This is a genomic window from Burkholderia sp. L-4 (genome assembly GCF_056856535.1).
The window spans coordinates 2,311,095-2,336,503 of record NZ_JBXEOX010000002.1 but is presented as its reverse complement, the minus strand read 5'-3'; the positions used below and the strand labels follow the sequence as shown (position 1 = coordinate 2,336,503).

Below are 25,409 nucleotides of genomic sequence, written 5' to 3'. Positions count from 1 at the left end.
GCATCACAGCACCCGCGACAGGAACGCGCGTGTGCGCGGATGGGCCGGCGCATCGAGCACGGCGGCCGGCGGTCCGGCCTCGACGATGCGCCCGCGCTCCATGAACAGCACGTTGTCGGCGACTTCGCGCGCGAAGCCGATCTCGTGCGTGACGATCACGAGCGTCGTGCCCGAGCGTGCGAGTTCCTTGATCACGTCGAGCACTTCGTTGACGAGTTCGGGATCGAGCGCCGACGTCGGTTCGTCGAACAGCAGCACCTTCGGACGCAACGCGAGCGCCCGCGCGATCGCGACGCGTTGCTGCTGGCCGCCCGACAACTGGCGCGGGTACGCATCGGCCTTGTCGGCGAGGCCGACTCGCGCGAGCAGCGTGCGCGCGGTGCGCTCGGCATCGTCGCGCGTGACGCCGCCGACGGCGACCGGCGCTTCGATCAGGTTCTCGAGCACCGTCAGGTGCGGGAACAGGTTGAAGTTCTGGAACACCATGCCGACGGCCGTGCGCCGCTTCAGCACGTCGCGCTCCTTCAGCTCGTGGAGCACGTCGCCGTCGCGGCGATAGCCGATCAGTTCGCCGTCGATGTCGATGTAGCCGTCGTCGACGCGTTCGAGATGGTTGATCGTGCGCAGCAGCGTCGACTTGCCGGAGCCCGACGGCCCGACGATCGCGGTCACGCTGCCGCGCGGCGCGACGAACGACACGTTGTCGAGCACGCGCTGCATGCCGAACTGCTTCGATACACCGTGCACGGCCACTTCGCCGCCGGTGCGCGGCGCGGCGTCGGCAGCGACATCTTCGCGGATAACACTTGCGGCCGGCGCGATCGCCGCCGCGCGGCGCGCCGCGGCACGCCGCCACAGCACGCCGATGCGCGCGAGCGCGAACGTGAGCACGGACGGCGGCGGATTGCGCAGCGCACCGCGCGCATAGTGCCGCTCGACCTGCACCTGGATCGCCGACAGCACGGTCAGGATGATCAGGTACCAGACGGTCGCGACCATCAGCAGCGGAATCACTTCGAGATTGCGGCGGTAGATCACCTGCACCGTGTAGAACAGCTCGGGCATCGCGAGCACGTACACCATCGACGTGCCTTTCGCGAGCGAGATCAGGTCGTTGAACGCGGTCGGCAGGATCGCGCGCATCGCCTGCGGCAGCACGATCCGCGTGGTCTGGCGGCCGCGCGGCAGCCCGAGCGCGGCCGCTGCCTCGAGCTGCCCCTGGTCGACCGCGAGAATGCCGCCGCGTATCACTTCCGCGGAAAAGGCCGCGTGGTTCAGCGTGAGGCCGAGCACGGCCGCGAGGAACGGGCTGATCAGGTCGGTGGTCGGCGCCTCGAACCACACGATGTCGGTGAACGGCACGCCGAGCCGCACGTGTTCGTACAGGTAGCCGAGGTTGTTCAGGATCAGCAGCAGCACGATCAGCGGAATCGAGCGGAACAGCCACACGAAGGTCCAGGCGCTGGCGGACAGCAAGCGCGAACGCGACAGCCGGGCCAGTGCGACGAACGCGCCGAGCGCGAAGCCGAACACCGCACCCAGCAGCGTCAGCAGCAGCGTGCGCGCGAGCCCCGACAGCACCGGCGGCGACAGGAACCATTCGGCGAACACCGGCCAGCCCCATTGCGGATTGCCGAGGATCGAATGCAGCGCGATCGCGATCAGCACCAGCGCGAGCACGGTGCCGGCCGTGCGCGACCGGTGGCGCGCGGGCACGATCCGCAAACGCGTGCCGGCGTCGCGCGCGCCGGGGGAAGAGAGCGGCGGCAGTGCGCCGCCGAGATGGGTCGTGTCGCTCATGTCGTTGGAAATCCTCGAGTCGTCGGGCAGGCGCGCCGCGCACGGGCGGCGCGGCGGCGTCAGGCGTGCGCTTCGGCCGCCGTTTCGTGCGGCGCGCCGGGCGTCGCATGGCGGCTTGCCTTGCGCGGCAGGCCGAGGTGGTCGCGCAGCGTTGCGCCGGGCAGGTCGCGGCTGTAGCGGCCGCGCGCCTCGAGCACCGGAATCACGAGTTCGACGAAATCGTCGACGCCCTGCGCCTGCACCGGAAAACCGAGGATGAAGCCGTCGCCGGCGCCTGCGTCGTGCCAGCGGATCAGTTCGTCGGCGACATGCTCGGCCGTGCCGATGAAGTTCGGGCGCGGCGTGGCGACCGCGAGCGCGGTTTCGCGCAGCGACAGGCCTTTCCGCTTCGCGTCGGCCTTGATCCGGTCGGTGGTCGAGCGGAAGCTGTTGCGGCCGAGGTCGCCGAGTTCCGGGAACGGCGCGTCGAGCGCGTACTGCGTGAAGTCGTGGTGATCGAAATAGCGGCCGAGGTACGCGAGCGCCTCGTCGATCGTCAGCAGGTCGCGGATCGCCTGGTATTTGTCTTCCGCCTCGGCGGCCGTGCGGCCGACGATCGGCCCGACGCCGGGGAAGATCTTCACGTCGCCGGCTTGCCGCCCGTGCTCGATCGCGCTCTGCTTCACGCGCCGCGTGAACGCGGCCGTTTCCTCGATCGACGGCGAATGCGTGAACACCGCGTCCGCATACTTGCCCGCGAGTCCGATCCCGGTGTCGGACGAGCCGGCCTGGAAGATCACCGGCTGCCCCTGTGGCGAGCGCTGGATGTTCAGCGGCCCCGCGACCTGGAAGAAGCGGCCGTGGTGGTTGAGCGTGTGGAGCTTGTCGCGATCGAAGAAACGGCCGGTCGCGCGGTCGCGCACGAATGCGTCGTCGTCCCAGCTGTCCCACAGGCCTTGCACGACGTCGAGGTATTCGTCGGCGATCTCGTAGCGCAGTTCGTGATCGGGATGCGCCTTGCCGAAATTCCTCGCGGTGCCTTCGAGCGGCGTCGTCACGACGTTCCAGCCCGCGCGGCCGCCGCTGATCGCATCGAGCGACGCGAGCTGGCGCGCGACCGTGAACGGCTCGCTGTACGACGTCGAGATCGTGCCCGCGAGCCCGATCTTCTTCGTCGCGACCGCCAGCGCCGACAACACGGTCAGCGGCTCGAAGCGGTTCAGGAAGTGCGGGATCGACTTCTCGTTGATGTAGAGGCCGTCCGCGACGAACGCGAACGCGATGCCGGCGGCTTCCGCCTTGCGCGCGACGCCGATCGCGAAGTCGAGGTTGATGCTCGCGTCCGGCGGGTTGCTCGGATGCCGCCATGCGTTCATGTGGCTGCCTGCGCCTTGCAGCATCAGGCCGAAGGGGATCGATCGTCGGGTCGTCATGGGAGCGTCACGCGTTCTGGTCAGGGGAGAGGGCGCGGTCGGCCGCGAGGGCCGCCTGCAACGGGGTGGCCGACAGCGCGCCGCCGAGCCATTCGGCCGACGCGAGCCGCGCCGCGTAGTCGGTCACCGGCGAATCGATCACGAATGCATCGACGTCGAGCCGCCGGCTCAACGCGTCGAGCGCGCGGTGGATGCGCTCGGGCGTATCGGCCAGCACGGTCGGGCGCAGTTCGTCGATCCGGTAGTCGGACGCGCCGCTTTGCCGCGCGAATTCGGCGGCCGCCTGCGCGCTGGCGAGGTTGAAGCTCTGCCCGCCCGCGAACTGCAGCTTGAAGATCTTCAGCGGCCCGATCAGTTGCTCGGCTTCGTCGCGCGTCGACGCGGCGACCGCATACAGCGCGACGAGCGGCTTCGTGCCGCCCGCGCCGCGGTATGCGTCGAGCGAGCGTTCGAGATTCGCATCGTCGCCGTTGAAATGGCCCGCGTAGCAGAAGCGCCAGCCATTGCGCGCGGCGAGCGCACCGCTTTCCGGCGAACCGCCGAGCAGGATGCGCTCGGGCGGCTGCGGCGCCACCGGCATCGCGACCGCGCCGGCGAGCGGATGATCTTCGGCGACGCCCCAGCCGAGAAACGCGTCGAGCTCCGCGAGCTGGCCCGCGAAGTCGGGCTTGCGCGCCTTGTCGTGAAACCACTGCAGCGCGCGTGTGGTCAGCGGCAGGCCACCAGGCGCCTTGCCGATGCCGAGATCGACGCGGCCGGGCGCGAGCGCGGCCAGCAGCTTGAACGTCTCGGCGACCTTGAACGGGCTGTAGTGCTGCAGCATCACGCCGCCCGAGCCGATCCGGATCCGGGACGTATGCGCGAGCAGGTGCGCGACGACGATTTCCGGTGCCGAGCTCGCGAAGCCCGGTGTGCCGTGATGCTCGGCGACCCAGAAACGCGCGTAGCCGAGCTGTTCGGCGCGCCGCGCGAGTGTGGTGGTGAAGCGCAGCGCGTCGGCGGCGGTCGCGCCGTCGGCGATCGGACTCTTGTCCAGCAGCGAAAGCGAATAAGACATGATGGGCGGCGTTCCTGCGTGAGCGTGGATGGGCGATGGTGGCGCGCGGTGTTCAGCTCTTCGGCAGCCCCGGCGGATTCGTGCGTGACTGGTCGATCGCTTCGGACGCGAGGTTCCAGCGGTCGAGCACCTGCTGGTAGCGGCCGTTCTTGATCAGCCCGTTCAGCGCGACGGTCAGCGGATCGGCGAGGCCGCTGCCGCGACGCGTCGCGATCGCGATGTCGGCCGTACGCGGCCAGCCGCCGCTGATCGCGCCGACGAGCCGCGTCTTGCCTTGCTGCGCGCTCTGGTACGCGAGCACCGAGTTCACGCTGAACACCGCATCGGCCCGGCCCGACTGCACGGCGACGATGCGCATCGCCTGGTCGTCGTAGTACTGGATCTGCACCGGTTTCAGCCCGTGCGCGACGTTCTCGCGATCCCGGGCGAGCAGGATCTTTTCCTGGTTGGTGCCGGCGTCGGTCACGATGCGCAGGCCGGCGACGTCCTTCGGCTCGCGGATCGCCTGGATCTTGCTGTCGTTGCGCACGTAGAAGCCGACCTGATCCTTGCGATACGTCGAGAAATCGAGCTTCTGCTTGCGTTCCTCGGTGACGGTCACGTTCGAGATCACCGCGTCGACTTTCCCCGATTCGAGCGCGAGCGGCCAGTCGGCCCACGCGAGCGCGACGATCTTCAGCTTGCGGCCGAGGCTGTCGGACACGAGCTGGCCGATGTCGGCGTCGAAGCCGATCACCGTGCGCGCGTCGGTCGCATACGAGCTGATCGGCGGCAGGCTCGGCGCGATGCCGATCGTCAGCGTGCCGGGCTCCGCGAACTTGAACGACGCGGGCACCGCGCGCTCGACCGCCGCGTCCGCCGTGCCGCGCGGACGGCCGCGCTGCTCGGGGCTCAGGTCGAACGTCGCGGCGGCTGCCGCGGCAGCGAAGGCGGTGAGGCCGATCAGCGCGGCGGCCAGCGTGCGCACGGTGCGGGAAGAAAGCGGTACGGCTCGGTGCATGAAAACGTCCTGTGGTGGAAGGTGGAAGGCGAGAAATGAGGTGTCCGGCGCGGCGCCTTCAGCGCGGCAGCACCGGTTCGGGCACGGGCGCCCACAGGTCGGCGAGCGTCGAGGTGCGCGACGGATCGACGAGATCCTTGCCGAAGCGCAGGTGGAAATACGCTTCCGGGTCGATCGACGCATCGAACAGCCGCGTATAGCCGGTGCGGTCGTACAGCGCCCACGCTTCGGGCTGGCGAAAGCCGGTGGTCAGGTAGAGGCGGCGGTAGCCCTGCCGCGCGGCGCGCAGTTCGAGCGCTTCGACGATGCGTCGCGCGAGGCCCTGGCGGCGCAGGTCGGTGCGCGTCCAGATGCGTTTGAGTTCGGCGGTCTGCGCGTCGTAGCGCTTGAACGCGCCGCCGCCGATCGTCTCGTCGTCGCGCAGCAGCAGGACGAATGCGCCTTCGGGCGGCGCGAACAGGTCGGCCGGGTAGCGCGCGAGTTCGTCGCGCGCGGACGCGCGGCTGTCCGGGCGGTATGCGTCGTAACGGGTCGAATACTCGTCGATCAGCGCGTCGATCAGCGGTTGCGCGCGGACGTCGAGCGGCGTCGTGTCGATGATGCGGTCGTTCGTGGCCATGGGCATCGCGAAGGGCGCGCGATGCGGACGTTCCTGGCGGGGTGCGGGCACGCGGCCCATCCGGTCTGTTCCGTTATCGCGGCGCGGTTGTCGTGATGGCGGCGGTTGCTGCGCATCCTGCGATGCCGGGGGCGCGCCGCCGCCGTTTCGAACACGTTAGCGGCGCGACGGGCAAAGGCGAACGAAGCAATTTCGATAAGGATTTCGCAGGCGGCGTCAGAAGGCTCGCAACCGGCGTGGGGTGGGGCAACCGGGTGCTGCGCGAAGCCACGCCCGTTTGGCGGGTGACCGACGAACAGGAAGGCGGGGGATTTGCCGACAGGAGCAGGTGGCGTTTCGCCGCGATCGGCTTTCCGGGCGCCGATCTTGCCGGTAGTATTGCCCCATGCTCCCGCTATCGCCCGGCTTCTACGGCGCACGGCCAACCCATCCGTGACGAGGGCGGCAAGCTCCTTGAAGGTCAACAAACCGTTTCGACGATACGTGTGGTGGCGTGGGCCGGGACAACGGCATTGACGGGAATGCATCATGGCATCCGAGTGGCAGCACCGCGTCAGACTGTTTGCGCAGCGTTTCTGGCAGCCGACCAGCGCATGCATGACCTGCATGCCGGGAAGCTGGGGCAATATCATGAGCGTTGCCCACTGGACCATTGCCTTTCATACCGGCCTGCTTACCGGACTCCTGGCCGTCCTCCTGACTTTCACGCCCGCGGCGAAACTCTACGCGCACCGATTCGGCAACGCGCTGGTCGTCGGCATCCTGACGACGCTGGGCGACGCGTATTCGCACACGAGTCACTACCGCATCCCCTATGTCGAGCACATCCTGACGGGCGTCATTTCAGGGCTCTTTGCGCTGGCAGCCTCCTATCTCCTCGAAGACCGCGCGCGACGCCTTCGTGCGATTTTGGCGCGCGTTTTCGGATAGCTTGCGCGCCGGCATGCCGAACCTGCCCGGCCGAGCGGAGCGGCGCCGACCTGACGACACGGGTACCTGGCTGCCGTGCCGGTCCGAACGGCGTTCAGGGGCCGCTTGAACATGCGATATTCTTCAGTGGCCGTCGCGCGCGGATGATCGGCCAGCGCGCGTGCCGTCCGTCCCTGTACAAGACGTGGCGGCAATACCGGCGCAGCCGAAAGGGCTGACTCAAATCCGGTCATGACCATTCCAACAAGGGCAAAACAATGAGGATTTCGAGCGATGGCCTGACCCGTCCAGCGCGGCTGCTGCGACTCGCTTCATGGGTGATTGCAATCGTCTTCGCCGTTTTTCTGAACATGCTCGGCAGTCTCGTGATTCGCGACATGGCGTTCGCCCCGAGCGGCGGGCCGCCCGTCATCGAGCAATTCGCCGATGCGCCGACGAAAGCGCGCCTGGACGCGGCGCGGCGCGATCTGCAGGCCCGGCGCGACGCGCTCGCCGAGCAGGCGAGCACGATGGAAGTGGCGCGCGGCCGCGCCGCGAAGGCGTACGCGGCCGAGAAGGAAAGCTTCCGCAACTGGCTGGCAACCCGCTCGGCGACGGGAGACAGTGCGAGGGACCCGGACATTCTGGCGAGAACCCGCAAGCTCGATACGCTCCAGGCGGTGGTGACCAACTGGCAGCATCAGATCGACGCGATCGGCGACCAGCAACGGGCACTGGCATCGCGGCAGACTGAAGTCGACACGCAGATCGCCGACGCGGACGCCGCAGCCGAAAAACGCTTCGACGCGGCGACCCGGCATTACGAGTTGCAGGTGTTCGGACTGCGGCTGGCGCTGACGCTGCCGATCCTGCTGATCGCGATCGGGTTGTTCATCCGCTACCGCAACGCGCGCTATTGGCCTTTCGTCTATGGTTTCGGCCTGTTCGCGCTGAGCGCGTTTTTCATCGAACTGGTCCCGTACCTGCCGAATTTCGGTGGCTACGTCCGGGTCCTGGTCGGCATTGTGCTCACGGTATTCGCCGGCCTCTACATGATGAAGGCCTTTCAGCGTTATGCCGAACGCAAGCGGCTCGAACTGCAGCAGGACCAGGGGGAACGTGCACGGACGATCGGATACGAAAAGGCCGTTCGCTCGCTCGAGAAAAAGCGCTGCCCGTCATGCGACAAGCAATGGAATCTCGGCGGCGACGATGCCACGTTCTGCGTGCATTGCGGATTGCGGCTCTTCAACGTATGCGGATGCGGCGGCCGGAATTTCTATTTCTTCCCGCATTGTCATCAGTGCGGTGCGCCGCAGGGAAACACGTCGCCGGCGTCGTCCGATTGACGGCCGGCGTGCGGGCAACCCGCAATCGCAGCGGCGCCGACGCCGGCCGGCGGCTGCTTCGGCGCGCGGCCGACGAGCGTCGCCCCGCGAAGGCGTTCAGGCCGCGGCCGCCCGTTGAATCGCGTCCTGCTGATCGCCACCCAGGATATCGACGAGATCGGTCAACATCCGCGCGAGTTCACCGGTCATCAGCGCGACGTCCGAGTCGAAGCGTTCGTCGTCGTTCTGGGCAGTGGGATCCGCGGCTTCCTTGATCACGTCGAGCGGCGTGACACGCTTGATCGTCAGTGACGGTGTCAGCACGAACGAGATCCTGTCGTTCCAGGTCATCGCGAGGCGCATGCATTGCTTGCCGGCCTCGATGTGCCGGCGCATGTCGTTCGTTTCCAGCGCGTGGCCGACGTATCGCACGGTGGCGCCGCCTTCGCCGGTCGAGCGCAGCTCGGCGTCCTGGTCCACGGTGAATCCGCCCGGCGCGTCCCCCGACAGCAGCCAATCCGTCATCGCGGCGACCGGCGACAGCGCCACCTGAACGCCGGCGAGCGGCAACTGATCGATCGATTTGACGAGCAGGCCGCGCACGTCGTCGGCGAGCGCCTGTGCTGCCGCATCGATGACGAGCCAGCCGTTCGCCGTATCGATCCACACGCGGGTGTCGCGGCGAATGGTGAACGCGCGCGGCAGCAGCTCGTCGGTGACCTGCTCCTTGAGTTCGCGCATCTGCTTTCGCCCGACCTTGAAGCCCTGCTGTTCCTCGACTTCAAGCGCCCGCGCCTTGGTCACCTGGTTGACGACGGATGCCGGGAGCAGCTTCTTTTCGGCGCGAAACACCAGCAGCATCTGCCGGTTGATCGAATACACGAGCGCGCCGTCGTCACGCGGCGACGCCCAGCCGTGGCGCTGCATCTCGAGGCTGTTGGCCGGCTGGAACGCGTGGGGCGCCAGCCATTTTTCCATCTGATCGGGGGTAACGGCCCAGGGCGCCGGAAGACGATGAAGCTGAAGGTTCTTGAACCACATAGGTGTACGGGCAAAGCGCGTCATTCTATATGACAGGGACGGCTTCAGCAGTGAGTAGCCGTCATCGCCCTCGACGGAAATGACGGCCGTCGGCCGGCGCGAAGCTGACGAGGGCAGTGCCGCTGGGCGATATGGGCTTCTGCGTCGGCCGCACCCTCAAGCCGCCGCGGATCGTCTTTTCGGCTCGGCGAGGTGCGCCAGTCCGAGGCCGTCGAGCACCTGCGCCTGAATCGAGGCCGATTGGGCATTGAGGGCGTCCGTACCGAATGACTGTCCGACGACCCAACGCGGTGGGCGCGTACCGTTTGCTTGTTCGACCAACTGCACGATCGCTTCGGCGACGTCGTGCGGATTCGGTGCGTCGTCGCTCGCGAACAGCGTCATCAGGGTCTCCACCATCTTGTCCGGAATCGCACCGACTTCACCGTAGCCGGGGGCGCGCGCGGCGTCGGAGGGCCGTTGCGCGCTCGCGAAGATATTCGTCGGATAGTTGCTGGGTTGAACGAGAACGACGTCGATGCCCAACGTCGACAACTCGTAACGATAGCTGTCGGTCAGCGCTTCAAGCGCGAACTTCGATGCGCCATAGAGACCGAAGAACGGAAACGTCACGCGGCCGAGTATCGAGCCGATGTTCACGATCAGGCCTTCGCCCTGTTTCCTGAAAGTCGGAAGTACTGCCCTCGACGTTCGCTGGATGCCGAATACATTCACGTCGAAGAGTGCCTGTACCTGCTTCGTCGTGAACGCCTCGGAAATACCCGCCGATCCGATACCGGCGTTGTTGACCAGGACGTCGAGATGCCCGGCATCGTCCAGCACGGAAGCGACGGCGCGCTCGACGGACGCGTCGTCCGTCACGTCGAGTTCGACGACGTGCACGCCTGTTGCCCGAAGGGCGTCGGCATGCGGCCGATTGCGGCCGGCGATGTCGCGCATCGACGCGAATACGCGGTGCCCGGCCGCCGAGAGCGTCTCCGCCGTATCGCGGCCGAAGCCGCTGCTGGCGCCGGTGATCAGAATGGTTTTGGACATGTCGAGTGTTTTCCAGCAAGCAAGGTTAGAGAGCCGCAACCGAATCGGCGTGAGCCTGTCCGATGCGGTTGAGATGAAACGTGCGACGTAATTGGAACCCCAGGCCCTCATACAGCCGAATCGCGGAAACGTTGTCGCTGAATACGTGCAGAAACGGTGTTTCGCCGCGCTGCCCGATTTCCCGCCGCAAGACGTTCACGAGCCGCCCGGCGAGTCCGTTGCCGCGATGCGCGTCATCCACGCAAACGGCGCTGATCTCGACGTATCCGTCGATGCGCATGCGTTCGCCGGCCATTGCAACAAGACGCCCCCGTTCGCGAATGCCGATGTAATTGCCCGTTGCGACGGTCCGCTTGCCGAAAGGTCCCGGCTTGGTTCTCCGGGCCAGTTCGAGCATATCGTTCGCGTCGGCGGCGCCTAACCGAACGATTGCCTCGTTATCGCTCCTTCCCGCATCGAGAGGCGAGGCGACCATTTGATGGATCACGCCCGCTTGCTCTGTTTGAAGTCCGTCGACCGGGCCAATCGGTTCGACGGATAGCAAGGCGAGTTGCTCGCGAGGCCGTAAGAGGGCTTGGAGCGCCCGGTATGCGGCGGGCGTTTCGGCGGCCAGCGCGGCAAAAGGCGCCACATCGGGATGGTATCGACGCGCGAGCGCGTCACCTTGTCCGAGGTGCGCCTGCTTCGTCGTGAGGGCCAACCAGACGGGATGGTCGAGGCCGACAGGTTCCGAACCGCTCATGCTTTTCCCCTTTGCCAGGCAGCTGGAATCTTCGCTGCAATGCTGTGCAGTCTAGGTTTTCCCCGGAAAGCGGGCTATAGTCGTAAATGACATTAATGGATGTGTTTGCGACATGAGATTATCCATTCTGGCCCTTGAAGGGCTATTCGACACCGGCCTTACGGTGCTTCTGGATACCTTCGCGATGGCCAATGAACTGGCTGCTGCCCGGGGCTTTGCCGTGCCGCCCTTCGACGTCGGGGTAGTGGGCGTACGCAGACGCGTCCGGACCGCGCACGGACTGTCCATGCTGGCGGAGCCGGCAAGCAGCGTACGCCACGTCGACTGGGTGGTCGTGCCCGCGCCTGGCATCAGACAGCCGGAGCGCCTGATCGAGGCACTGGAGCGTCCGGATGTGCGCGATGCAATGGCGCACCTTCGGGCGTGGCATGCCGATGGCGTCGGCGTCGCCGCCGCTTGCATCGGTACGTTCGTGCTGGCGGAAGCCGGGCTTCTGGATCATCGCGAGGCGACGACCACCTGGTCGCTCTCGCCGTTCTTTCGTCAACGTTATCCGGCCGTGGACCTGAACGATTCGCGCATGGTCGTCGCTGCGGATCGTCTGGTGACGGCAGGATCGGCAATGGGGCATCTCGACCTTGCGCTCTGGTTGCTGCGTCAAGCGAGTCCCGAACTGGCCACGCTCGTTGCGCGTTTCATGCTGATCGACAAGCGTTCGTCACAGGCCGAATACGTCATTCCGGATTACCTTGCGCACGCGGATCCGCTGGTCGCTCGATTCGAGCGATGGGCTCGCGAGAATCTTTCCGTGGGTTTTTCGCTTCAGACGGCCGCCGCCGCCCTGGCCGTCGGGCCGCGCACGTTGCAGCGCCGTACCGAGGCGGTACTCGGGAAGTCGCCCTTGGCGTTTTTCCAGGATCTCCGGATCGAACGGGCGCAGAATCTCGTGTCGATGGGGTACGACCTGGAAAGGATCGCAAGCGAGGTCGGCTATGCGGATGCGGCGACGTTGCGGGCATTGTTGCGCCGCAGGCTCGGCCGTGGGGTGCGGGAGCTCCGGGCCAACAGCCGGCTGGGTCGTTGACCGTGAGGCGTCGACGAAGGCTGGATCAATCTCGAAAGCAATCCTGAAGAAATCCTGCGCGGTCATGTCGCACTGGGCCCGGTCCCGGGCAAGCTGGTGTCGCGTACGGCCTGAATGAATCCGATGGGCGACGCGTGGCCGTTTGCGCGACGTTTCGCCGATGCATCGTCCCGATCAAAAAGACGGGTGAATTCCATATCGATGGGATGTCGCGATTGTCGCTATTAATGTCATTTATGACTATGGCGAGGGCCTCGTCGCGCGTCTAGACTGCGAAGCATTTCCGGCAACCGCAGATCCGTCCTGCACCTTCAGTCCGACAGGGCCCATCCGATGACACGCTCGCCCGAACTCCACCTGCTGACGCTTACTGCGATCGCGACGCTGCTGATGTGGATCCCCTACATGCTGGCCAGAATCACGACGCATGGCCTGATGGCGGCCTTGAACAATCCCGACCCGTCCGCTCCGCCCGGTCCGCCGTGGGCAGAACGTGCACGGTGCGCGCATGCGAACGCGATCGAGAATCTCGCCGTGTTCGCCCCGCTCGTGCTGATGTGCGCGATGACGGGGGCGAGCAGCCCGGCGACGGTGTTCTCGGCCAGGCTCTATCTGGGCGCTCGGCTGATTCATTACGTCGTCTACGCCGCAGGCATTCCTGTCGTGCGCACGATCGCTTTCCTGGCCGGCTTCGCGGCGACGCTCACGTTCGCCGTGGTGTTGCTCGGACACGCGAGCTAACCGCCGCCTGTTTGCGTTTTACCCGTTCGCTTCTTTCAGAGGTCACCATGAAATCGACGCCGAGCAATCTCCTCGACACGATTGGCAACACGTCACTCGTCCCGTTGCGCAACGTTGTTCCAAAGAACGGCGCGCGCCTTTTCGTCAAGCTGGAAAGTCAGAATCCGACCGGCAGCATGAAGGACCGGATCGCGCTCGAGATGATCGAAGCGCCCGAACGCGATGGGCGCTTGAAGCCTGGCGGCGCGGTGGTCGAATACACCGGCGGCAGCACGGGCGTATCGCTTGCGCTGGTGTGCGCCGTCAAGCGGCATCCGCTCCATCTGGTGTCATCGGACGCGTTCTCGAGGGAGAAACTGGATCACATGCGTCTGCTCGGCGCGAAGCTGACACTCGTTCCCAGCGACAACGGCAGGCAAACCGAGAAGTTGACGAAGGACATGATTCGCGAAGCGCATCGAATTGCCGGCGAGACGGGCGCATACATCACTGCGCAGATGGAAAATACCGATCAGCTCAATGCCTATACGAAGATGGCCGACGAGATCTGGGAACAGACCGGCGGGCGTCTCGACGGCTTCGTCCAGAGTGTCGGTACGGCTGCGTCGCTGCGCGGGATTTCGCGGCGCTTGCGCGAACACGATGCACGCATTCGGATCGCCGGCGTGGAGCCGGCCGAATCCGCGGTGCTGTCGGGCGGGGCGACCGGGGCGCACAAGATCGACGGGATCGGCGCGGGTTATGTCGTGCCGCTTTGGCGCGACGGCATCGCCGACGAACTCGAGCGGGTGTCCACGGAGGACGCGAAAGCGATGGCGTTCCGGCTGGCCGCCGAGGAGGGGCTGTTCTGCGGTACGTCGACCGGCGCCAACGTAACCGGCGCATTGCGCGTTGCCGAACGGCTCGGCCCGGACGCCACGATCGTGACGATCATGTGCGACACGGGCATGAAGTACCTGAAGTCGTTCGCGCAAACGCTCGCCTGACGGCCATGCATCGGCGCCGCATCGTTTTGCACCGGGCGGCAACCGCCTGCATTCGCGGCGCGTGTCGCGGGCAGGCCATCCGGTATCCGCGACTTCCCCGGGCGCCCGTCGCGTCGATCACTCGACGACACGCGGCGGCGTCGACAACTCCGCCAGCTGAAACATGCAATCCCCCCGCTGCACCTGCGCGGGCACGCGCTTGCACACCACCTCGCCATCGCCCTTGAACCGGTGCAGCACCGGTTCGCGCAACGGCGTATCGGGGAAATGCACCCATGCCGCCGGCTGCCCGGCCTTCACCTGGTCGCCGAGTTCGACGAGCGGCTCATACAGCCCGCGCTCGTACGCATAGACGAAATGACGATCGCCGTCGACACGCATGAAGCGCGTGACGGTCGGCGGCGCGTCGGGCACGAGCGCGCCGTGCAGCAGGCCGATATAACCGAGGTAATGCAGCAGCCCGTGGCGGCCGAGCCGGATCAGCGACGGATCGGCCATGCCGGCGCCGCCGAGTTCGGTCACGATCGAGATCGCGCCTTGCCGGCGCGCGGCCGACGCCGAATGCACGGGATTCGGCGCATGCAGCAGCGCATTCTGCAACCCGAACGCGACCAGCAGCCCGTTGAGCTTCGCGGCCTCGTCGGCGTCGAGCGGATCGATCGCGAGCATGTTGCCGCCCTGGTACAGCAGCGAGCTGCCGCCCGAATGCAGGTCGACCAGGTACTGCGCGCGCGACAGCAGCGCGTGCTCGATGTAGTGGGCGATCATCTGCGTCGGCGTGCCGGTCGGGTCGCCGGGGAAGCTGCGGTTCAGGTTGCCTTCGTCGAGCGGCGACACGCGCAGGCCGGCATCGGCCGCCGGGAAATTCGCCATCGGCAGCAGGATCAGTTGCCCGCTCACCATCTCGGGTTCGATCTCGCGCATCAGTTGCGACACGATGATCTGGCCTTCGTATTCATCGCCGTGGTTGCCGGCCATCACGAGCGCGACCGGGCCGTCGCCGTTGCGGATCGACGCGATCGGGATCGGCAGCCAGCCGTATGCCGAGCGGTGCACGGAATGCGGCAGCCGCAGGTAGCCCGCGTGCTTGCCTTGCGCGTCGAGATCGATTTCGCAGTGAATGGGATTGCGGTGTGAAGAGGAGGCGGTCATGGCAGCTTCGTTCGATGAACGGAATCTGCCATCTTATCGGGAAACGGCGGTGTGCCGCGCCGAACCTCCACGTGCCCTCAATCGAAATACGGCGCCAGTACCCGTTCGATCCAATCCATGAACGCCCGGACGCGCGGCGACAGATTGCGCCGATGGGCCACGACGAGCGACGCGGCGAGCGGTTCCGGCCGCAGGTCGGGCAGCACTTCCACCAGCGCGCCGCTGGCGACGTGAGTCGCGACCCCTGAATAACCGGCCTGGATCAACCCGATGCCGGCAAGCCCGGCCGCATGATAGGTCTGCACGTTGTTGACCTGCATCGCGCTCGGCAGCGCAAGCGTCGCATAACCGTCGCCGCTCGGATATTCCCAGCCGGCATGCCGGGCGCCGAGCGTCAGCGAGTACTGGACCATCCGGTGGCCGTCGCGGAGCAGGTCGTCGAGCGTATGCGGTACGCCATACCGCGCCAGATAACCGGGACTTGCCGCATTGATCATGCGCAGCCGGCCCAACGGACGGGCGATCAGCGTTTCGTCGACGATCGGACCCAGGCGGATCACGCAATCGAATCCTTCCTGCACGAGATCGACGCGCCGATCGGTGCTCGACAGCTCCAGTTCCAGCTCCGGGTGTGCCGCCATCAGTTGCGGGAGCGCGGGAACCACGACGCTGCGCGCCAGCTCGGTCGGCATGTCGACGCGCAACCTTCCCCGCAGGCGGGCGCCGTCGGCGGCGAACATCGATTGCAGCTCCTGGACGTCGGCCAGCAGGTCCCGTGCGCGCGAATAGAACGCGCGGCCGTCGTCGGTCAGCTGCACGCTGCGCGTGGTTCGATGCAGCAGCGCCACGCCGACGTCGCGCTCGAGTTGACGGATCACCATCGAGACACGGCCTTTCTGGATGCCGAGACTTTCGGCCGCCCGCGTGAAGCTCGTCATTTCGGCGACACGCGCAAAGATCAACAGCGCATCGAGGTTTTGCATTGTTCACTCACGGAGTAACAGAACGTTCAATCGGCCATCATTTATAACTCAGTTGCGACTCAGTAGAGTGCTTTCCGACGTCGTCACCCGACGACGACCTCGATGGAAGGGCACCACCATGACGCAACACGTTTCTCCGGCCAGGACGGCCGTGGTCTACCACTCCGGCTATGGCCATACTCGACGGCTGGCCGCGGCGGTCGCCGAGGGCGCCGGTGCCGTACTCGTCGCGATCGACGCCGACGGCAACATCACGGAGGACGCGTGGGACACGCTGGCCGGCGCCGACGCGATCCTGTTCGGCTCGCCGACCTACATGGGCGGCCCCAGCTGGCAGTTCAAGAAGTTCGCCGATGCGTCGTCGAAGGCCTGGTTCGACGGCGCGTGGCGCGACAAGATCTTCGGCGGCTTCACCAACAGCGCGAGCATCAACGGCGACAAGCTCAATACGCTCGAATACTTCGTTCTGCTGGCCGGGCAGCATGGCGGCATCTGGGTGAGCATGGACATCAAGCCGGCGAACCTGAAGGCATCGGCACGTGACGACCTGAACCGCATGGGCTCCTATATCGCGCCGATGGCGCAGACGCCGGCCGACGCGTCGCCCGACGAGATGTCGCCGGGGGATCTCGAGACCGCCCGCCGCTACGGCGCACGCATCGCGACGATCGCGGGACGGTTTCGGACCGGGCAGCGCTGAGTCATCCGAAGTCCTTGCATGCGCGGTGCGTCCGGCAGGACGCCACCGCGTTTTTTCAGCCGATCCTGAAGGAAAACAACCATGAAATACAAGCGACTGGGCCGCACCGGCCTGTATGTTTCGGAGCTGTGTCTCGGCACGATGACGCTGGGCGGCAATGCGGATGCCGGCATGTGGGCGGCGATCGGCGCACTGGATCAACGCGATGCGACCCGGCTGATTGCCCGCGGGCTGGACGCGGGAATCAACTTCATCGATACCGCCGACGTCTACTCGTTCGGCCAGTCCGAACGCCTCGTCGGACAGGCGCTGCGGGACATCGGCGTCCCGCGCAACGAGATCGTGCTGGCGACCAAGACGGCCGGCGCGATGAGCCCGAAGCCCAACGACCAGGGCGCGTCGCGCGGCCACATCATGGACGCCGTGCAGCGCAGCCTGGAACGCCTCCAGGTCGACCACATCGATCTTTACCAGATACACGCCAGCGATTCCGTCACGCCGGTCGAGGAGACGTTGCGCGCGCTCGACGATCTGACGCGCCAGGGACTGGTTCGCCATGTCGGTGTCTCCAACTGGCGCGCGGGAAAAATCGGCAAGGCGCTCGGCCTGAGCCAGGGGCTCCATGCGACGCGCTTCGAGACGCTGCAGGCCTACTATTCCATCGCCGGACGCGACGTGGAGCGCGAACTGGTGCCGCTCGCGATCGACGAGCAGATGGGGTTGCTGGTCTGGTCGCCGCTTGCCGGCGGGTTGCTGTCGGGGAAGTTCGGTCCCGGTGCGTCCGCCGAGGACGGCTCGCGACGCAGTCATTTCGACTTTCCGCCGGTCGACCTCGAGCGCGCGTGGCCGTGCGTTGCCGCGATGCGCTCGATCGCCGACGCGCACGGGGTCTCGGTCGCGCGGATCGCGCTGGCCTGGTTGCTGGCGAAGCCGCATGTCACGAGCGTCATCGTCGGCGCCAAACGGATCGAGCAGCTCGAAGACAATCTCGGCGCGGTCGATGTCGTCCTGACCGAGGATGAACTGGCCGGCCTGGACGCCGTGAGTGCGTTGCCGCCCGCCTATCCGGGCTGGATGATCGATCGTCAGGACGCGAGCAGGGTGCCGCGGCCTTTTACGGGCGTCGCGTCGAAATAAGCCGGCACGCCTCGCGGGCGTTCGAGCGGGCCAGGCGACCTCGTTGCTTCGTCAACCGCGACAGGTTCATTTCGATCGACGAGAACGGCAACGCGAGATCGCGCGGATGTTGCAGCGTTGAATGCATGCGGCGCGTGGCGGGCCGCATCCGGGCATCGAATTTCGCGCCGGTCCCTTGTCGCGACAGGGGCCGGCGCGTGCGACCGGCTTATCGGCCCGATGTTTCAGCTTCGAGACGTCCTTCTTCCCACAGTGCCCAGAAACGGCTGCCGGCGCGATACGGATTCGCGCGTCGCGTGCCGTGATCGGCGATGCCCTGGCGAAACGCGCCGTACAGCGTCAGCGGCGGATTGTCGACGCAGGCGGCTTCGCGCGCGGCCGGCATGCGGCGCTCGGACACGAGTCGGCGGATCAGCGATGCGCCGTCGATCACATCCAGTTCGTCGATGGTTTCGCTGCGGCTGAGGACTTCGACGGTATTCATGTTGGGTCTCCCTGACAACCTGTTTCCCTGACAGGGAGCAATAAGGGTGCCAACCATGAAAAGCCTTGCACTGCGTCGAACGTGCCGGCTTCTGCCGTCAACATGATGCGCGGCACGCGGCGATGTTACGGAACATGTCACGTGACACGCGAATGCGCGACGTCACGCGCGAACCCGTCATGCGTTTCGGAATTGACTCATCGGGACGATACGACGGGCAGGGAAAGGACGGTGAGGCGGCGGGCGGCGCAGGCGCTGCCCGGTCAGCTCGCGGCGGCCGGCACCACGCGGCGGCTGCCGCTCGAGTAGAAGCAGTAGATGCCCTTGCCGGCGGACTTCGCGTCGTACAGCGCGCTGTCGGCCTGCCGGATCAGTTCGTCGGGCGAGCCGTGGCCGTCGTCGAGCGCGATGCCGATGCTGATGCCGATGCAGACGGTCTCGCCGATCGACAGCGCGTACGGCGCCGAGACCTGCCGGATGATGCGCGCGGCGAGGACCGAGCACGCCTGCATCGTCGTGTCGTCGATCGCGACGATGAACTCGTCGCCGCCGATGCGCGCCGCGAGCTCGCCAGGCGGCAGCGTCTTGCCGAGCCGCTCGGCGACCTGCGTGAGCACTTCGTCGCCGGCCTGGTGGCCGAAGCGGTCGTTGATCGCCTTGAAGCCGTCGAGATCGAGATACATGACGGCGAAGGCAGGGCCCGGCAGGCGCGGCCGGCGTGCGAGCCGTCGCGTGAGCTCCGCATGCAGTTCGTGGCGGTTCGGCAAACCCGTCAGCGCATCGTGCCGCGCGAGGTGGCGGATATGTTGTTCGGTCTGGCGGCGCGCGGTGACATCCTCCACGATGATCACCGCATTGCCGTCCGGCACGCGATGGCGCGTCAGTTCGAGCTGGCGGCCGTCGGCCAGCGCGATGTCGAACGGCTCCGGTTCGGCGCGGCGCAGCCACGCGTTGCACTGCGCGGCGAGGCCGGCGCCGGAATCGGCCACGGCGTTCGCGCCGAGCGCGGCAACGACGTCGGGCAACGGCGCATCGAGCATGATCTCGCGCGGCGATCCGAACAGCTGCGCGGTGCGCCGGTTCGCGACGATCACGCGGCTGTCGCCGTCGATCATGCACAGGCCGTGCGGCATATAGGTGAGCGCGGCGTCGAAGCGCGCGACGAGTTCGGCGTTGCGCTGGCGTGCGGCGATCAGCGCGACGAGCACGCGGTAGTGTCGCTGGACGACCGTGCGCATCGCGGCGAGGTAGATCACGAGCGGCGGCACCAGCAGCCAGGCGCCCGACCGGTGGGCGAGCAGGGCGCCGACGCCGATCGGCAGCACGCCGAGCGTGACCTGCGTCATCGCGAGCCGCGGCAGCGCCGAATTGCGCGACGCGATCCCGCCGAACACGCCGCCGGCGACCATCACCGACAGCGTGCCGAGCTCGACGTCGACGGCCTGCACGCAGCCCATCACGCCGAGGCCGAGCACGAAGCACGCGACGAGCGAGACGGGCGCGTAGCGCATCGCCCAGTATTCGGCGCGGTCGTCGCCGGCATCGCGCCGCACGGCGTACGCGCGTGCGATCGCGAGCCGCGCGATGAGCAGGCCGAAGTCGGCGACGAGCCAGGCGAGGCACCAGAGCTGCTGCAGCCGAAGCAGGGCGACGGCCGCGACGAAGCTGCTCGCGAGCCCGGACAGCGCCATCGGGCGCACGTCCTCGAACAACGTCACGAGCATCGACGGGCGCAGCGCGGCCGTCACGCGGTGGTTGCCGGAGGGAGGAGTGGCGAGAACGGAGTTCAGGAGGGATGTCCTGACTGCCATGGTCTTTTTACCTCGACACGATGTCGCGATGGCTGGCGGTGCCCGCACGGCACGTGGCGGAAGCACCGGCCGGTGCCGGATGCGCACGACATTACCATGAAAAATGCGCGATGCGGGCCGGCCGGCAGCACCGCGCACCGCGTCGGAGGTGGGGCGTCAGCGCTGCCTGCGAAAGTCTTGCGCATTCGCCGGCGCGCGGGCCGCATCGCTGCGAGCGGAACGATGCATCGCGCATGCTTGCCGCATGCCGCCAGGATGGCCGGGGCCGGAGCGAACCCGCGGTCGACGCGGACGAATGTGCGCCGCGACCGCCCGCCGCAGCCCGGCTGAATCCAGTTATAAGAAATTCAATAAGTATTTCATGCGGGAAATACTATAGGCGATATATCTAAAACAATGCCAGAATGCGCGCCGCTCCGAACGTCGCGACACCCGATCGCCGTCCGAGCCGCATCAGGAGGTTCCCCCCAATGAAAAACCACGGCCTGTCACGGCGGGGTTTTCTGAAAGCCAGCGTGCTGGCGGGCGTCGCGGTGTATGTCGCGCCCCTCGGCAGCCGCGCATTCGCGGCGCTCTTCGAAGAAAAACTCCTCACCCCTGTCAAATGGGATAGCGTCACCGGCATCCCCCAATTCCGCATCGACGGCATCGCGAAGGTCACGGGCGCGAAAGTGTTCGCCCGCGACGTGCGCGCCGCCGACATGCCGCACTGGCCGCAGCAGCAGTCGCATGCGCTGATCCTGCGCGTCACGCAGGCCGACCGTGCGTACGAGGGTTTCGACCTGTCGCTGCTCGGCGACGACCTGAAGCCGGACCGCGTGGTCACGGCCGACGATCTCGCGCGCGACGGCGTCGCGTTCCCGGCGTTCTACGGCGACGACATGCTGTTGCCGGCCGGCAAGACGCCCGCGTACCTCGGTCATGCGGTCGCGATCCTCATCTATCACGACTTCGCGCGCTTCCGTTTCGCGAAGAACGCGCTCAAGTTCCGCGACGACGTGATCCGCTACGGCGCGGTCACGGGCCCGCTCGAGCGCGACCCGTGGGGGACCTTCCGCTACGTGCGCGTGGGCGGCAAGACGGCCTATGACGACGATGTCTATTCGAGCCTGAAGGACGCGCCGATCTTCCCGAGCATGATGCGCAAGCACCTGCCGGTGTGGCCGGACGGCAAGGAGCACGGCAAGCTCGACGAGCAGGGCATGTTCCTGGCCGGGCAGATCGCCGACGAGCTCGACCATCCGTCGGCCGACTGGCTCGTGTTCGAGCGCGAATACAACACGCAGTCGGTCGACACGGCCGCGCTCGAACCCGACAACGCGAACTGCTGGTACGACGCCGCGACGCAGGCGCTGCACCTCGTCGTGCCGACGCAGTCGCCGCTCGAAGTGTCGGAGAACGCGGCCGCGATGGTCGCGAAATGCCGCTTCCCGGTGAAGAAGCTGTTCGTGCATCCGTGCTACACGGTTGGCTACGGCTCGAAGGATCACTTCAACGTGCCGTTCTACGGCCTCGTCTGCGCGCTGTACGCGGACGGGCGTCCGGTGCGTTTCGCGAACGATCGCTACGAGCAGTTCCAGACGTCGCTGAAGCGTCACGCGTTCAAGATGCGCTACCGGATCGCGGTCGACCGCAACACGGGCCTGCTGCAGTCGTTCAAGGGCGACTTCGAGGCGAACGGCGGCGGGCGCTCGAACTTCTCGCCGTCGGTCGCGATGGTCGGCGCCACGGCCGCGCAATCGATCTACTACTTCCCGAAGAGCGACCTCGCCGCCGTCGCGATCGCGTCGCGCGCGATCGACGCCGGCTCCGCACGCGGCTACGGCACGCTGCAGAGCATGGCCGCGACCGAGATGGCCGTCGACGAGATCGCCGCGCAGCTGAACATCGATCCGATCGATTTTCGTCTGCGCAACGCGCTGCGTTCGGGGATGAAGAACACGCAGGGGGCGATTCCCGCCGGCGCGCTGCGCGTCGACGAGGTGCTGGAGCGCGCGAGGCAGCATCCGCTGTGGACGCGTCGCGTCGCGCGCAAGGCCGAATTCGAGGCGGCGCACCCGGGCCAGCGCTACGGCGTCGGCTTCGCATGCGTGCAGAAGGATTTCGGCACGGGCGCGGAAGCGTCGTTCGCGAAGGTCGAGTTCGACGAGAACGGCAAGGTGTCGCTGCAGCACACGGCAGCCGAGATCGGCACCGGGATGTCGACGTCGCAGGCCGTCGCGGTCGCGAAATGGCTCGGTCGTCCGGCGACGGACGTGCGTGTGGCCGTGACCGAATGGCCGGACCTGCCGGTCGAGACGAGCGGCGATCCGTACCTGATGTCGCAGGCCGACCAGGATCGCCTGAGCGCGAACCCGCGCTGGTCGCCGGGCTACGCGTCGCCATCGAGCGCGACGAACTCGGCGTACTACTTCACGCACAGCACGCGCGAAGCCGCACGTGCGGTGTTCCGCTACGGCCTGTGGCCGGCCGCGATGTCGATCTGGACGCGCGGCCTCGGCGGCGGCCAGGCCGCGCCGTACACGATTCGTATCGAGGACGCGCGCTGGGTCGACGGCAAGCTGACCGCCGACGGCCTCGAGCCGCTGACGTTCGAACAGCTCGCGAAGCAGGCGCATGCGCTCGGCCTGCCGACCGGCGCCGTCGTGCACGTGTTCAACCGCTGGCAGTGGACCGATGCCGAGTTCGAAGTGGGCGGCACGGTCGAACGTCTGCCGATCGACGGGCTGTCGCTGCGTGTCGGCGCGCCGAAGACGGGCGCCGACAGCGGCCCGGTGCCGGGCACCGCCGCGCCGGCCGGCGCGACCGCGATGCACGGCACGCTGGCGCCGACGGCGAACGGTTATCGTGTGCTGGACCGCAAGCGCGTGTTCATCCCGCCGACGAGCCGCAACAACGCGGCCGTCACGTACTACACGGCGGTCGGCACGCTCGTCGAGCTGGCCGTGCATGAAGCGACCGGCAAGGTCGAGCTGCTCACGCACCACTCGATCATGGAATGCGGCAACCAGATCTCGCCGCAGCTCGTGTCGGGCCAGTTGCAGGGCGGCCTCGCGATGGGCATCGGCCATGCGCTGCACGAGTACCTGCCGCTCTACGAGGACGGCCCCGGCAACGGCACGTGGAACTTCAACCGCTATCAGTTGCCGCGCGCGTCGGACGTCGCCGTGTGGACGCAAACGGGCGACGTGCTGCCGCCGCTGTCCGAGACCGATCCGCCGAAGGGCGTCGCGGAAGTGGTGATGATTCCCGTCGTCGGCGCGATCGTGAACGGCATCGCGCACGCGATCGGCCATCGTTTCACCGACCTGCCGGTGACCCCGCAAAAGATTCAGGAGGTGCTCGCATGACGACCGCCCAAACCGCGGCTTCGGCCGCGAGCGCCGGCGCGGCTGCGACCGGCGCTTCCGCACCGGCCGCGGCTTCGGCCGCACCGGCATCCGTTGCCGCCGCGCCCGCCGCGCCGGCTGCGCCGGCCGCCGTCGAGCGGCCGCTCGTCCGGTTCCAGCAGAAGCCGCTGTCGGTCAATATCAACGGCAAGTCCGTCGGCCCGATGCAGGTGCCGGAAGGGCTGATGATGATCGAGTTCCTGCACGAGTACGCGGGTCTGACCGGTTCGCGGCTCGGCTGCGGGCAGGGCATTTGCCACGCATGCGTCGTGATCGTCGACAAGCCGGACGGCACCAGCGAGGAGATGCGCACCTGCATCACCGGCGCGCACTTCTTCCACGGCCGTTCGATCCGCACGATCGAAGGCCACGCGAAGCGCAACGAAGCCGGCGAAGTGGTCGAGCTGTCGCCGATCCAGCAGAAATTCCTGGAGCACTTCAGCTTCCAGTGCGGCTACTGCACGCCGGGCTTCGTCAACGCGGCGACCGTGCTGATCGAACGCCTGAAGCGCGAGCCGATCGCGAAGGCCGACGTCGAGCGCACGATCACCGAGGCGCTCGACGCGCACATCTGCCGCTGCACGGGCTATGTCCGTTACTACGAAGCCGTCAAGGACGTGGTGCTGGCGACGCCGGGACTCGTGAAGGACGCCGCATGAAACGCACATTCGCTTTTCGTGTCGCGCGGGCCGCGGGCCTGCCCGCGCTCGCGGCGGCCTGCGCGCTGCTGCTCGCGGCGTGCGGCGGCCACGACACGCCGGTCCCGAGCGCGGCTACCGGCGCGCCCGGCGCCGACCAGGTCGCGCGCGGCCGCTATCTCGTCAAGGCCGCCGACTGCGCGGCGTGCCACACCGCGAAGGACGGCGCGCCGTTCGCCGGCGGCGCGGCGCTCGAATCGCCGTTCGGCACGTTCTACGGCTCGAACATCACGCCCGACAAGGATCACGGGATCGGCAGCTGGAGCGCGGACGATTTCTACGCCGCGCTGCACGACGGCAAGGCGCCCGGCAAGCGCCTGTATCCGTCGATGCCGTACACGTCGTACCGGCAGCTCACGCGCGCCGATGCCGATGCGATGTACGCGTACCTGATGACGGTCAAGCCCGTCGCGCAGGAAAACCGCGCGCACGACCTGAAGTTCCCGTACAACCTGCGCTTCGGCATGGTCTTCTGGGACATGGTGTTCCTGAAGGACAGCCTGCCGGACGCGTCGGTCGGGCAATCCGCCGACTGGCAGCGCGGTCGCTATCTCGCGGGCGCGCTCGGCCACTGCGCGGAATGCCATACGCCGCGTGCGTTCACGGGCCAGCTCGACGGTGCGAAGCCGTTCGCCGGCGCGGCGCTCGGCCGCGTGGCCGCGCCCGACATCACGCCGGCCGGCCTCGCCGCGCGCGGCTGGACGGGCACCGACCTGCAGACGTTCTTCGGCGTCGGCATTGCGCCGCAAGGCTCGGCGTTCGGCGAGATGTATCCGGTCGTGCACCTGAGCACGCAATACATGACGAAGGACGACCTGCGCGCGCTGTCGGTGTACCTGCTCGGCGATACGCCGCCTGCGCCGCAACCGGTGAAGCCGGTGTCCGCCGATGCCGCGCAGCTCGCGGCGGGCCGCTCGGTGTATCTGGCGGTCTGCGCGGGGTGCCACGGCTTCAACGGCGAAGGCAAGCCGCACGTCGCGGTGCCGATGAACGGCAACTCGACGGTGCGCCAGGGCGATCCGCGCAACCTGCTGGTCGCGATGCTCGACGGTATCGACGAGCAGAAGTTCGCCGGCTTCGAAAACCTGCAGGCGATGCCGGGCTTCGCGCGTACGCTCAGCGACGAAGAGCTCGCGCAGCTCGCGAACTACCTGCGCGCGACGTGGGGCGGCCAGCCCGCGAGCGTCACGCCGGCCGACGTGAAGGCGATGCGTTAAGTCGTGCCCGGGGCGGGGCATCGTGCGCGAGGCAGCCGGTTTCCGGCGCTCGCGCGCGATGCCCCGCCCCTTTTCCGGCGGCGT

22 protein-coding genes are annotated in these 25,409 nt (G+C 67.3%); 10 read left to right on the top strand and 12 right to left on the bottom strand.

The window, feature by feature from the left end; genetic code table 11:
- Positions 1 to 3: 3 nt before the first annotated feature.
- From AC1VVG_RS27440 to AC1VVG_RS27420, 5 genes are read right to left on the bottom strand one after another with little or no spacing between them, the layout of a single operon-like run.
- Positions 4 to 1,800 (bottom strand): amino acid ABC transporter permease/ATP-binding protein, encoded by a 1,797-nt coding sequence (locus AC1VVG_RS27440; protein WP_124609821.1) that lies wholly within the window; start codon positions 1,798 to 1,800, stop codon positions 4 to 6.
- A gap of 59 nt (positions 1,801 to 1,859) precedes the next feature.
- Positions 1,860 to 3,212, bottom strand: coding sequence for an LLM class flavin-dependent oxidoreductase (locus AC1VVG_RS27435; protein ID WP_482836854.1), 1,353 nt, complete (start codon positions 3,210 to 3,212; stop codon positions 1,860 to 1,862).
- 7 nt (positions 3,213 to 3,219) lie between these two features.
- Positions 3,220 to 4,269 (bottom strand): LLM class flavin-dependent oxidoreductase, encoded by a 1,050-nt coding sequence (locus AC1VVG_RS27430; RefSeq protein WP_482836853.1) that lies wholly within the window; start codon positions 4,267 to 4,269, stop codon positions 3,220 to 3,222.
- A gap of 52 nt (positions 4,270 to 4,321) precedes the next feature.
- Entirely contained in the window at positions 4,322 to 5,269 is a 948-nt protein-coding gene (locus AC1VVG_RS27425) for an ABC transporter substrate-binding protein (RefSeq protein WP_482836851.1), read from the bottom strand.
- Positions 5,270 to 5,327: 58 nt separating this feature from the next.
- Positions 5,328 to 5,888: a GNAT family N-acetyltransferase gene (locus AC1VVG_RS27420; RefSeq protein WP_124609823.1), complete on the bottom strand. Its 561-nt coding sequence runs from the start codon at positions 5,886 to 5,888 to the stop codon at positions 5,328 to 5,330.
- A 528-nt stretch (positions 5,889 to 6,416) separates the two neighbouring features.
- Between AC1VVG_RS27420 and AC1VVG_RS27415 the strand changes: the two genes are divergently transcribed.
- Complete coding sequence (locus AC1VVG_RS27415; protein WP_482836849.1) at positions 6,417 to 6,818, top strand: hypothetical protein; 402 nt, start codon at positions 6,417 to 6,419, stop codon at positions 6,816 to 6,818.
- 257 nt (positions 6,819 to 7,075) lie between these two features.
- Positions 7,076 to 8,146: a hypothetical protein gene (locus AC1VVG_RS27410; RefSeq protein ID WP_482836847.1), complete on the top strand. Its 1,071-nt coding sequence runs from the start codon at positions 7,076 to 7,078 to the stop codon at positions 8,144 to 8,146.
- A gap of 96 nt (positions 8,147 to 8,242) precedes the next feature.
- Here the strand turns inward: AC1VVG_RS27410 and AC1VVG_RS27405 are convergent, their stop codons facing one another.
- The 3 genes from AC1VVG_RS27405 to AC1VVG_RS27395 all read right to left on the bottom strand — a co-directional run bounded on the left by AC1VVG_RS27405 (position 8,243) and on the right by AC1VVG_RS27395 (position 10,943).
- Positions 8,243 to 9,166, bottom strand: coding sequence for a recombination-associated protein RdgC (locus AC1VVG_RS27405; protein WP_049030612.1), 924 nt, complete (start codon positions 9,164 to 9,166; stop codon positions 8,243 to 8,245).
- 156 nt (positions 9,167 to 9,322) lie between these two features.
- On the bottom strand, positions 9,323 to 10,201 hold the full coding sequence (locus AC1VVG_RS27400; protein WP_185732937.1) for an SDR family oxidoreductase: 879 nt from the start codon (positions 10,199 to 10,201) through the stop codon (positions 9,323 to 9,325).
- Positions 10,202 to 10,226: 25 nt separating this feature from the next.
- Positions 10,227 to 10,943, bottom strand: a complete 717-nt coding sequence (locus AC1VVG_RS27395) for a GNAT family N-acetyltransferase (RefSeq protein WP_049030610.1) — start codon at positions 10,941 to 10,943, stop codon at positions 10,227 to 10,229.
- A gap of 112 nt (positions 10,944 to 11,055) precedes the next feature.
- On the opposite strand from AC1VVG_RS27395, the gene AC1VVG_RS27390 reads away from it, so the two are divergent.
- From AC1VVG_RS27390 to AC1VVG_RS27380, 3 genes are all read left to right on the top strand, one after another.
- The gene (locus tag AC1VVG_RS27390) at positions 11,056 to 12,027 is read left to right on the top strand and encodes a GlxA family transcriptional regulator (protein WP_059556559.1); all 972 of its coding nucleotides are present in this window, start codon (positions 11,056 to 11,058) and stop codon (positions 12,025 to 12,027) included.
- 333 nt (positions 12,028 to 12,360) lie between these two features.
- Positions 12,361 to 12,768 carry an MAPEG family protein gene (locus AC1VVG_RS27385; RefSeq protein ID WP_482836845.1) on the top strand — a complete coding sequence of 136 codons (408 nt, stop codon included), beginning with the start codon at positions 12,361 to 12,363 and terminating at the stop codon, positions 12,766 to 12,768.
- 11 nt (positions 12,769 to 12,779) lie between these two features.
- Complete coding sequence (locus tag AC1VVG_RS27380) at positions 12,780 to 13,754, top strand: PLP-dependent cysteine synthase family protein (protein ID WP_241510309.1); 975 nt, start codon at positions 12,780 to 12,782, stop codon at positions 13,752 to 13,754.
- Between the two features lie 117 nt (positions 13,755 to 13,871).
- Here the strand turns inward: AC1VVG_RS27380 and AC1VVG_RS27375 are convergent, their stop codons facing one another.
- Both AC1VVG_RS27375 and AC1VVG_RS27370 read right to left on the bottom strand, forming a co-directional pair.
- Positions 13,872 to 14,906, bottom strand: coding sequence for a succinylglutamate desuccinylase/aspartoacylase family protein (locus AC1VVG_RS27375; RefSeq protein ID WP_034191340.1), 1,035 nt, complete (start codon positions 14,904 to 14,906; stop codon positions 13,872 to 13,874).
- Between the two features lie 77 nt (positions 14,907 to 14,983).
- Positions 14,984 to 15,889: a LysR family transcriptional regulator gene (locus tag AC1VVG_RS27370; protein ID WP_034191341.1), complete on the bottom strand. Its 906-nt coding sequence runs from the start codon at positions 15,887 to 15,889 to the stop codon at positions 14,984 to 14,986.
- Between the two features lie 118 nt (positions 15,890 to 16,007).
- Between AC1VVG_RS27370 and AC1VVG_RS27365 the strand changes: the two genes are divergently transcribed.
- A complete protein-coding gene (locus AC1VVG_RS27365) occupies positions 16,008 to 16,589 on the top strand; it encodes a flavodoxin family protein (protein WP_482836842.1) in 582 nt (193 codons plus the stop codon).
- An 81-nt stretch (positions 16,590 to 16,670) separates the two neighbouring features.
- Positions 16,671 to 17,726 carry an aldo/keto reductase gene (locus tag AC1VVG_RS27360; protein WP_124669975.1) on the top strand — a complete coding sequence of 352 codons (1,056 nt, stop codon included), beginning with the start codon at positions 16,671 to 16,673 and terminating at the stop codon, positions 17,724 to 17,726.
- Positions 17,727 to 17,934: 208 nt separating this feature from the next.
- Here the strand turns inward: AC1VVG_RS27360 and AC1VVG_RS27355 are convergent, their stop codons facing one another.
- Complete coding sequence (locus AC1VVG_RS27355) at positions 17,935 to 18,210, bottom strand: hypothetical protein (RefSeq protein WP_034191344.1); 276 nt, start codon at positions 18,208 to 18,210, stop codon at positions 17,935 to 17,937.
- Positions 18,211 to 18,473: 263 nt separating this feature from the next.
- Positions 18,474 to 20,021, bottom strand: a complete 1,548-nt coding sequence (locus tag AC1VVG_RS27350) for a sensor domain-containing diguanylate cyclase (RefSeq protein ID WP_069704746.1) — start codon at positions 20,019 to 20,021, stop codon at positions 18,474 to 18,476.
- 470 nt (positions 20,022 to 20,491) lie between these two features.
- On the opposite strand from AC1VVG_RS27350, the gene AC1VVG_RS27345 reads away from it, so the two are divergent.
- Genes AC1VVG_RS27345 through AC1VVG_RS27335 form a run of 3 tightly spaced genes read left to right on the top strand, consistent with a single transcriptional unit; the run spans position 20,492 to position 25,325 of the window.
- On the top strand, positions 20,492 to 23,371 hold the full coding sequence (locus AC1VVG_RS27345; protein WP_482836840.1) for a xanthine dehydrogenase family protein molybdopterin-binding subunit: 2,880 nt from the start codon (positions 20,492 to 20,494) through the stop codon (positions 23,369 to 23,371).
- Positions 23,368 to 24,069, top strand: a complete 702-nt coding sequence (locus AC1VVG_RS27340) for a (2Fe-2S)-binding protein (protein ID WP_482836838.1) — start codon at positions 23,368 to 23,370, stop codon at positions 24,067 to 24,069. Before AC1VVG_RS27345 ends, AC1VVG_RS27340 begins: the two co-directional genes overlap by 4 nt.
- On the top strand, positions 24,066 to 25,325 hold the full coding sequence (locus AC1VVG_RS27335; RefSeq protein ID WP_034191348.1) for a cytochrome c: 1,260 nt from the start codon (positions 24,066 to 24,068) through the stop codon (positions 25,323 to 25,325). The genes AC1VVG_RS27340 and AC1VVG_RS27335 overlap by 4 nt, the downstream gene beginning before the upstream one ends.
- Positions 25,326 to 25,409: the final 84 nt, after the last annotated feature.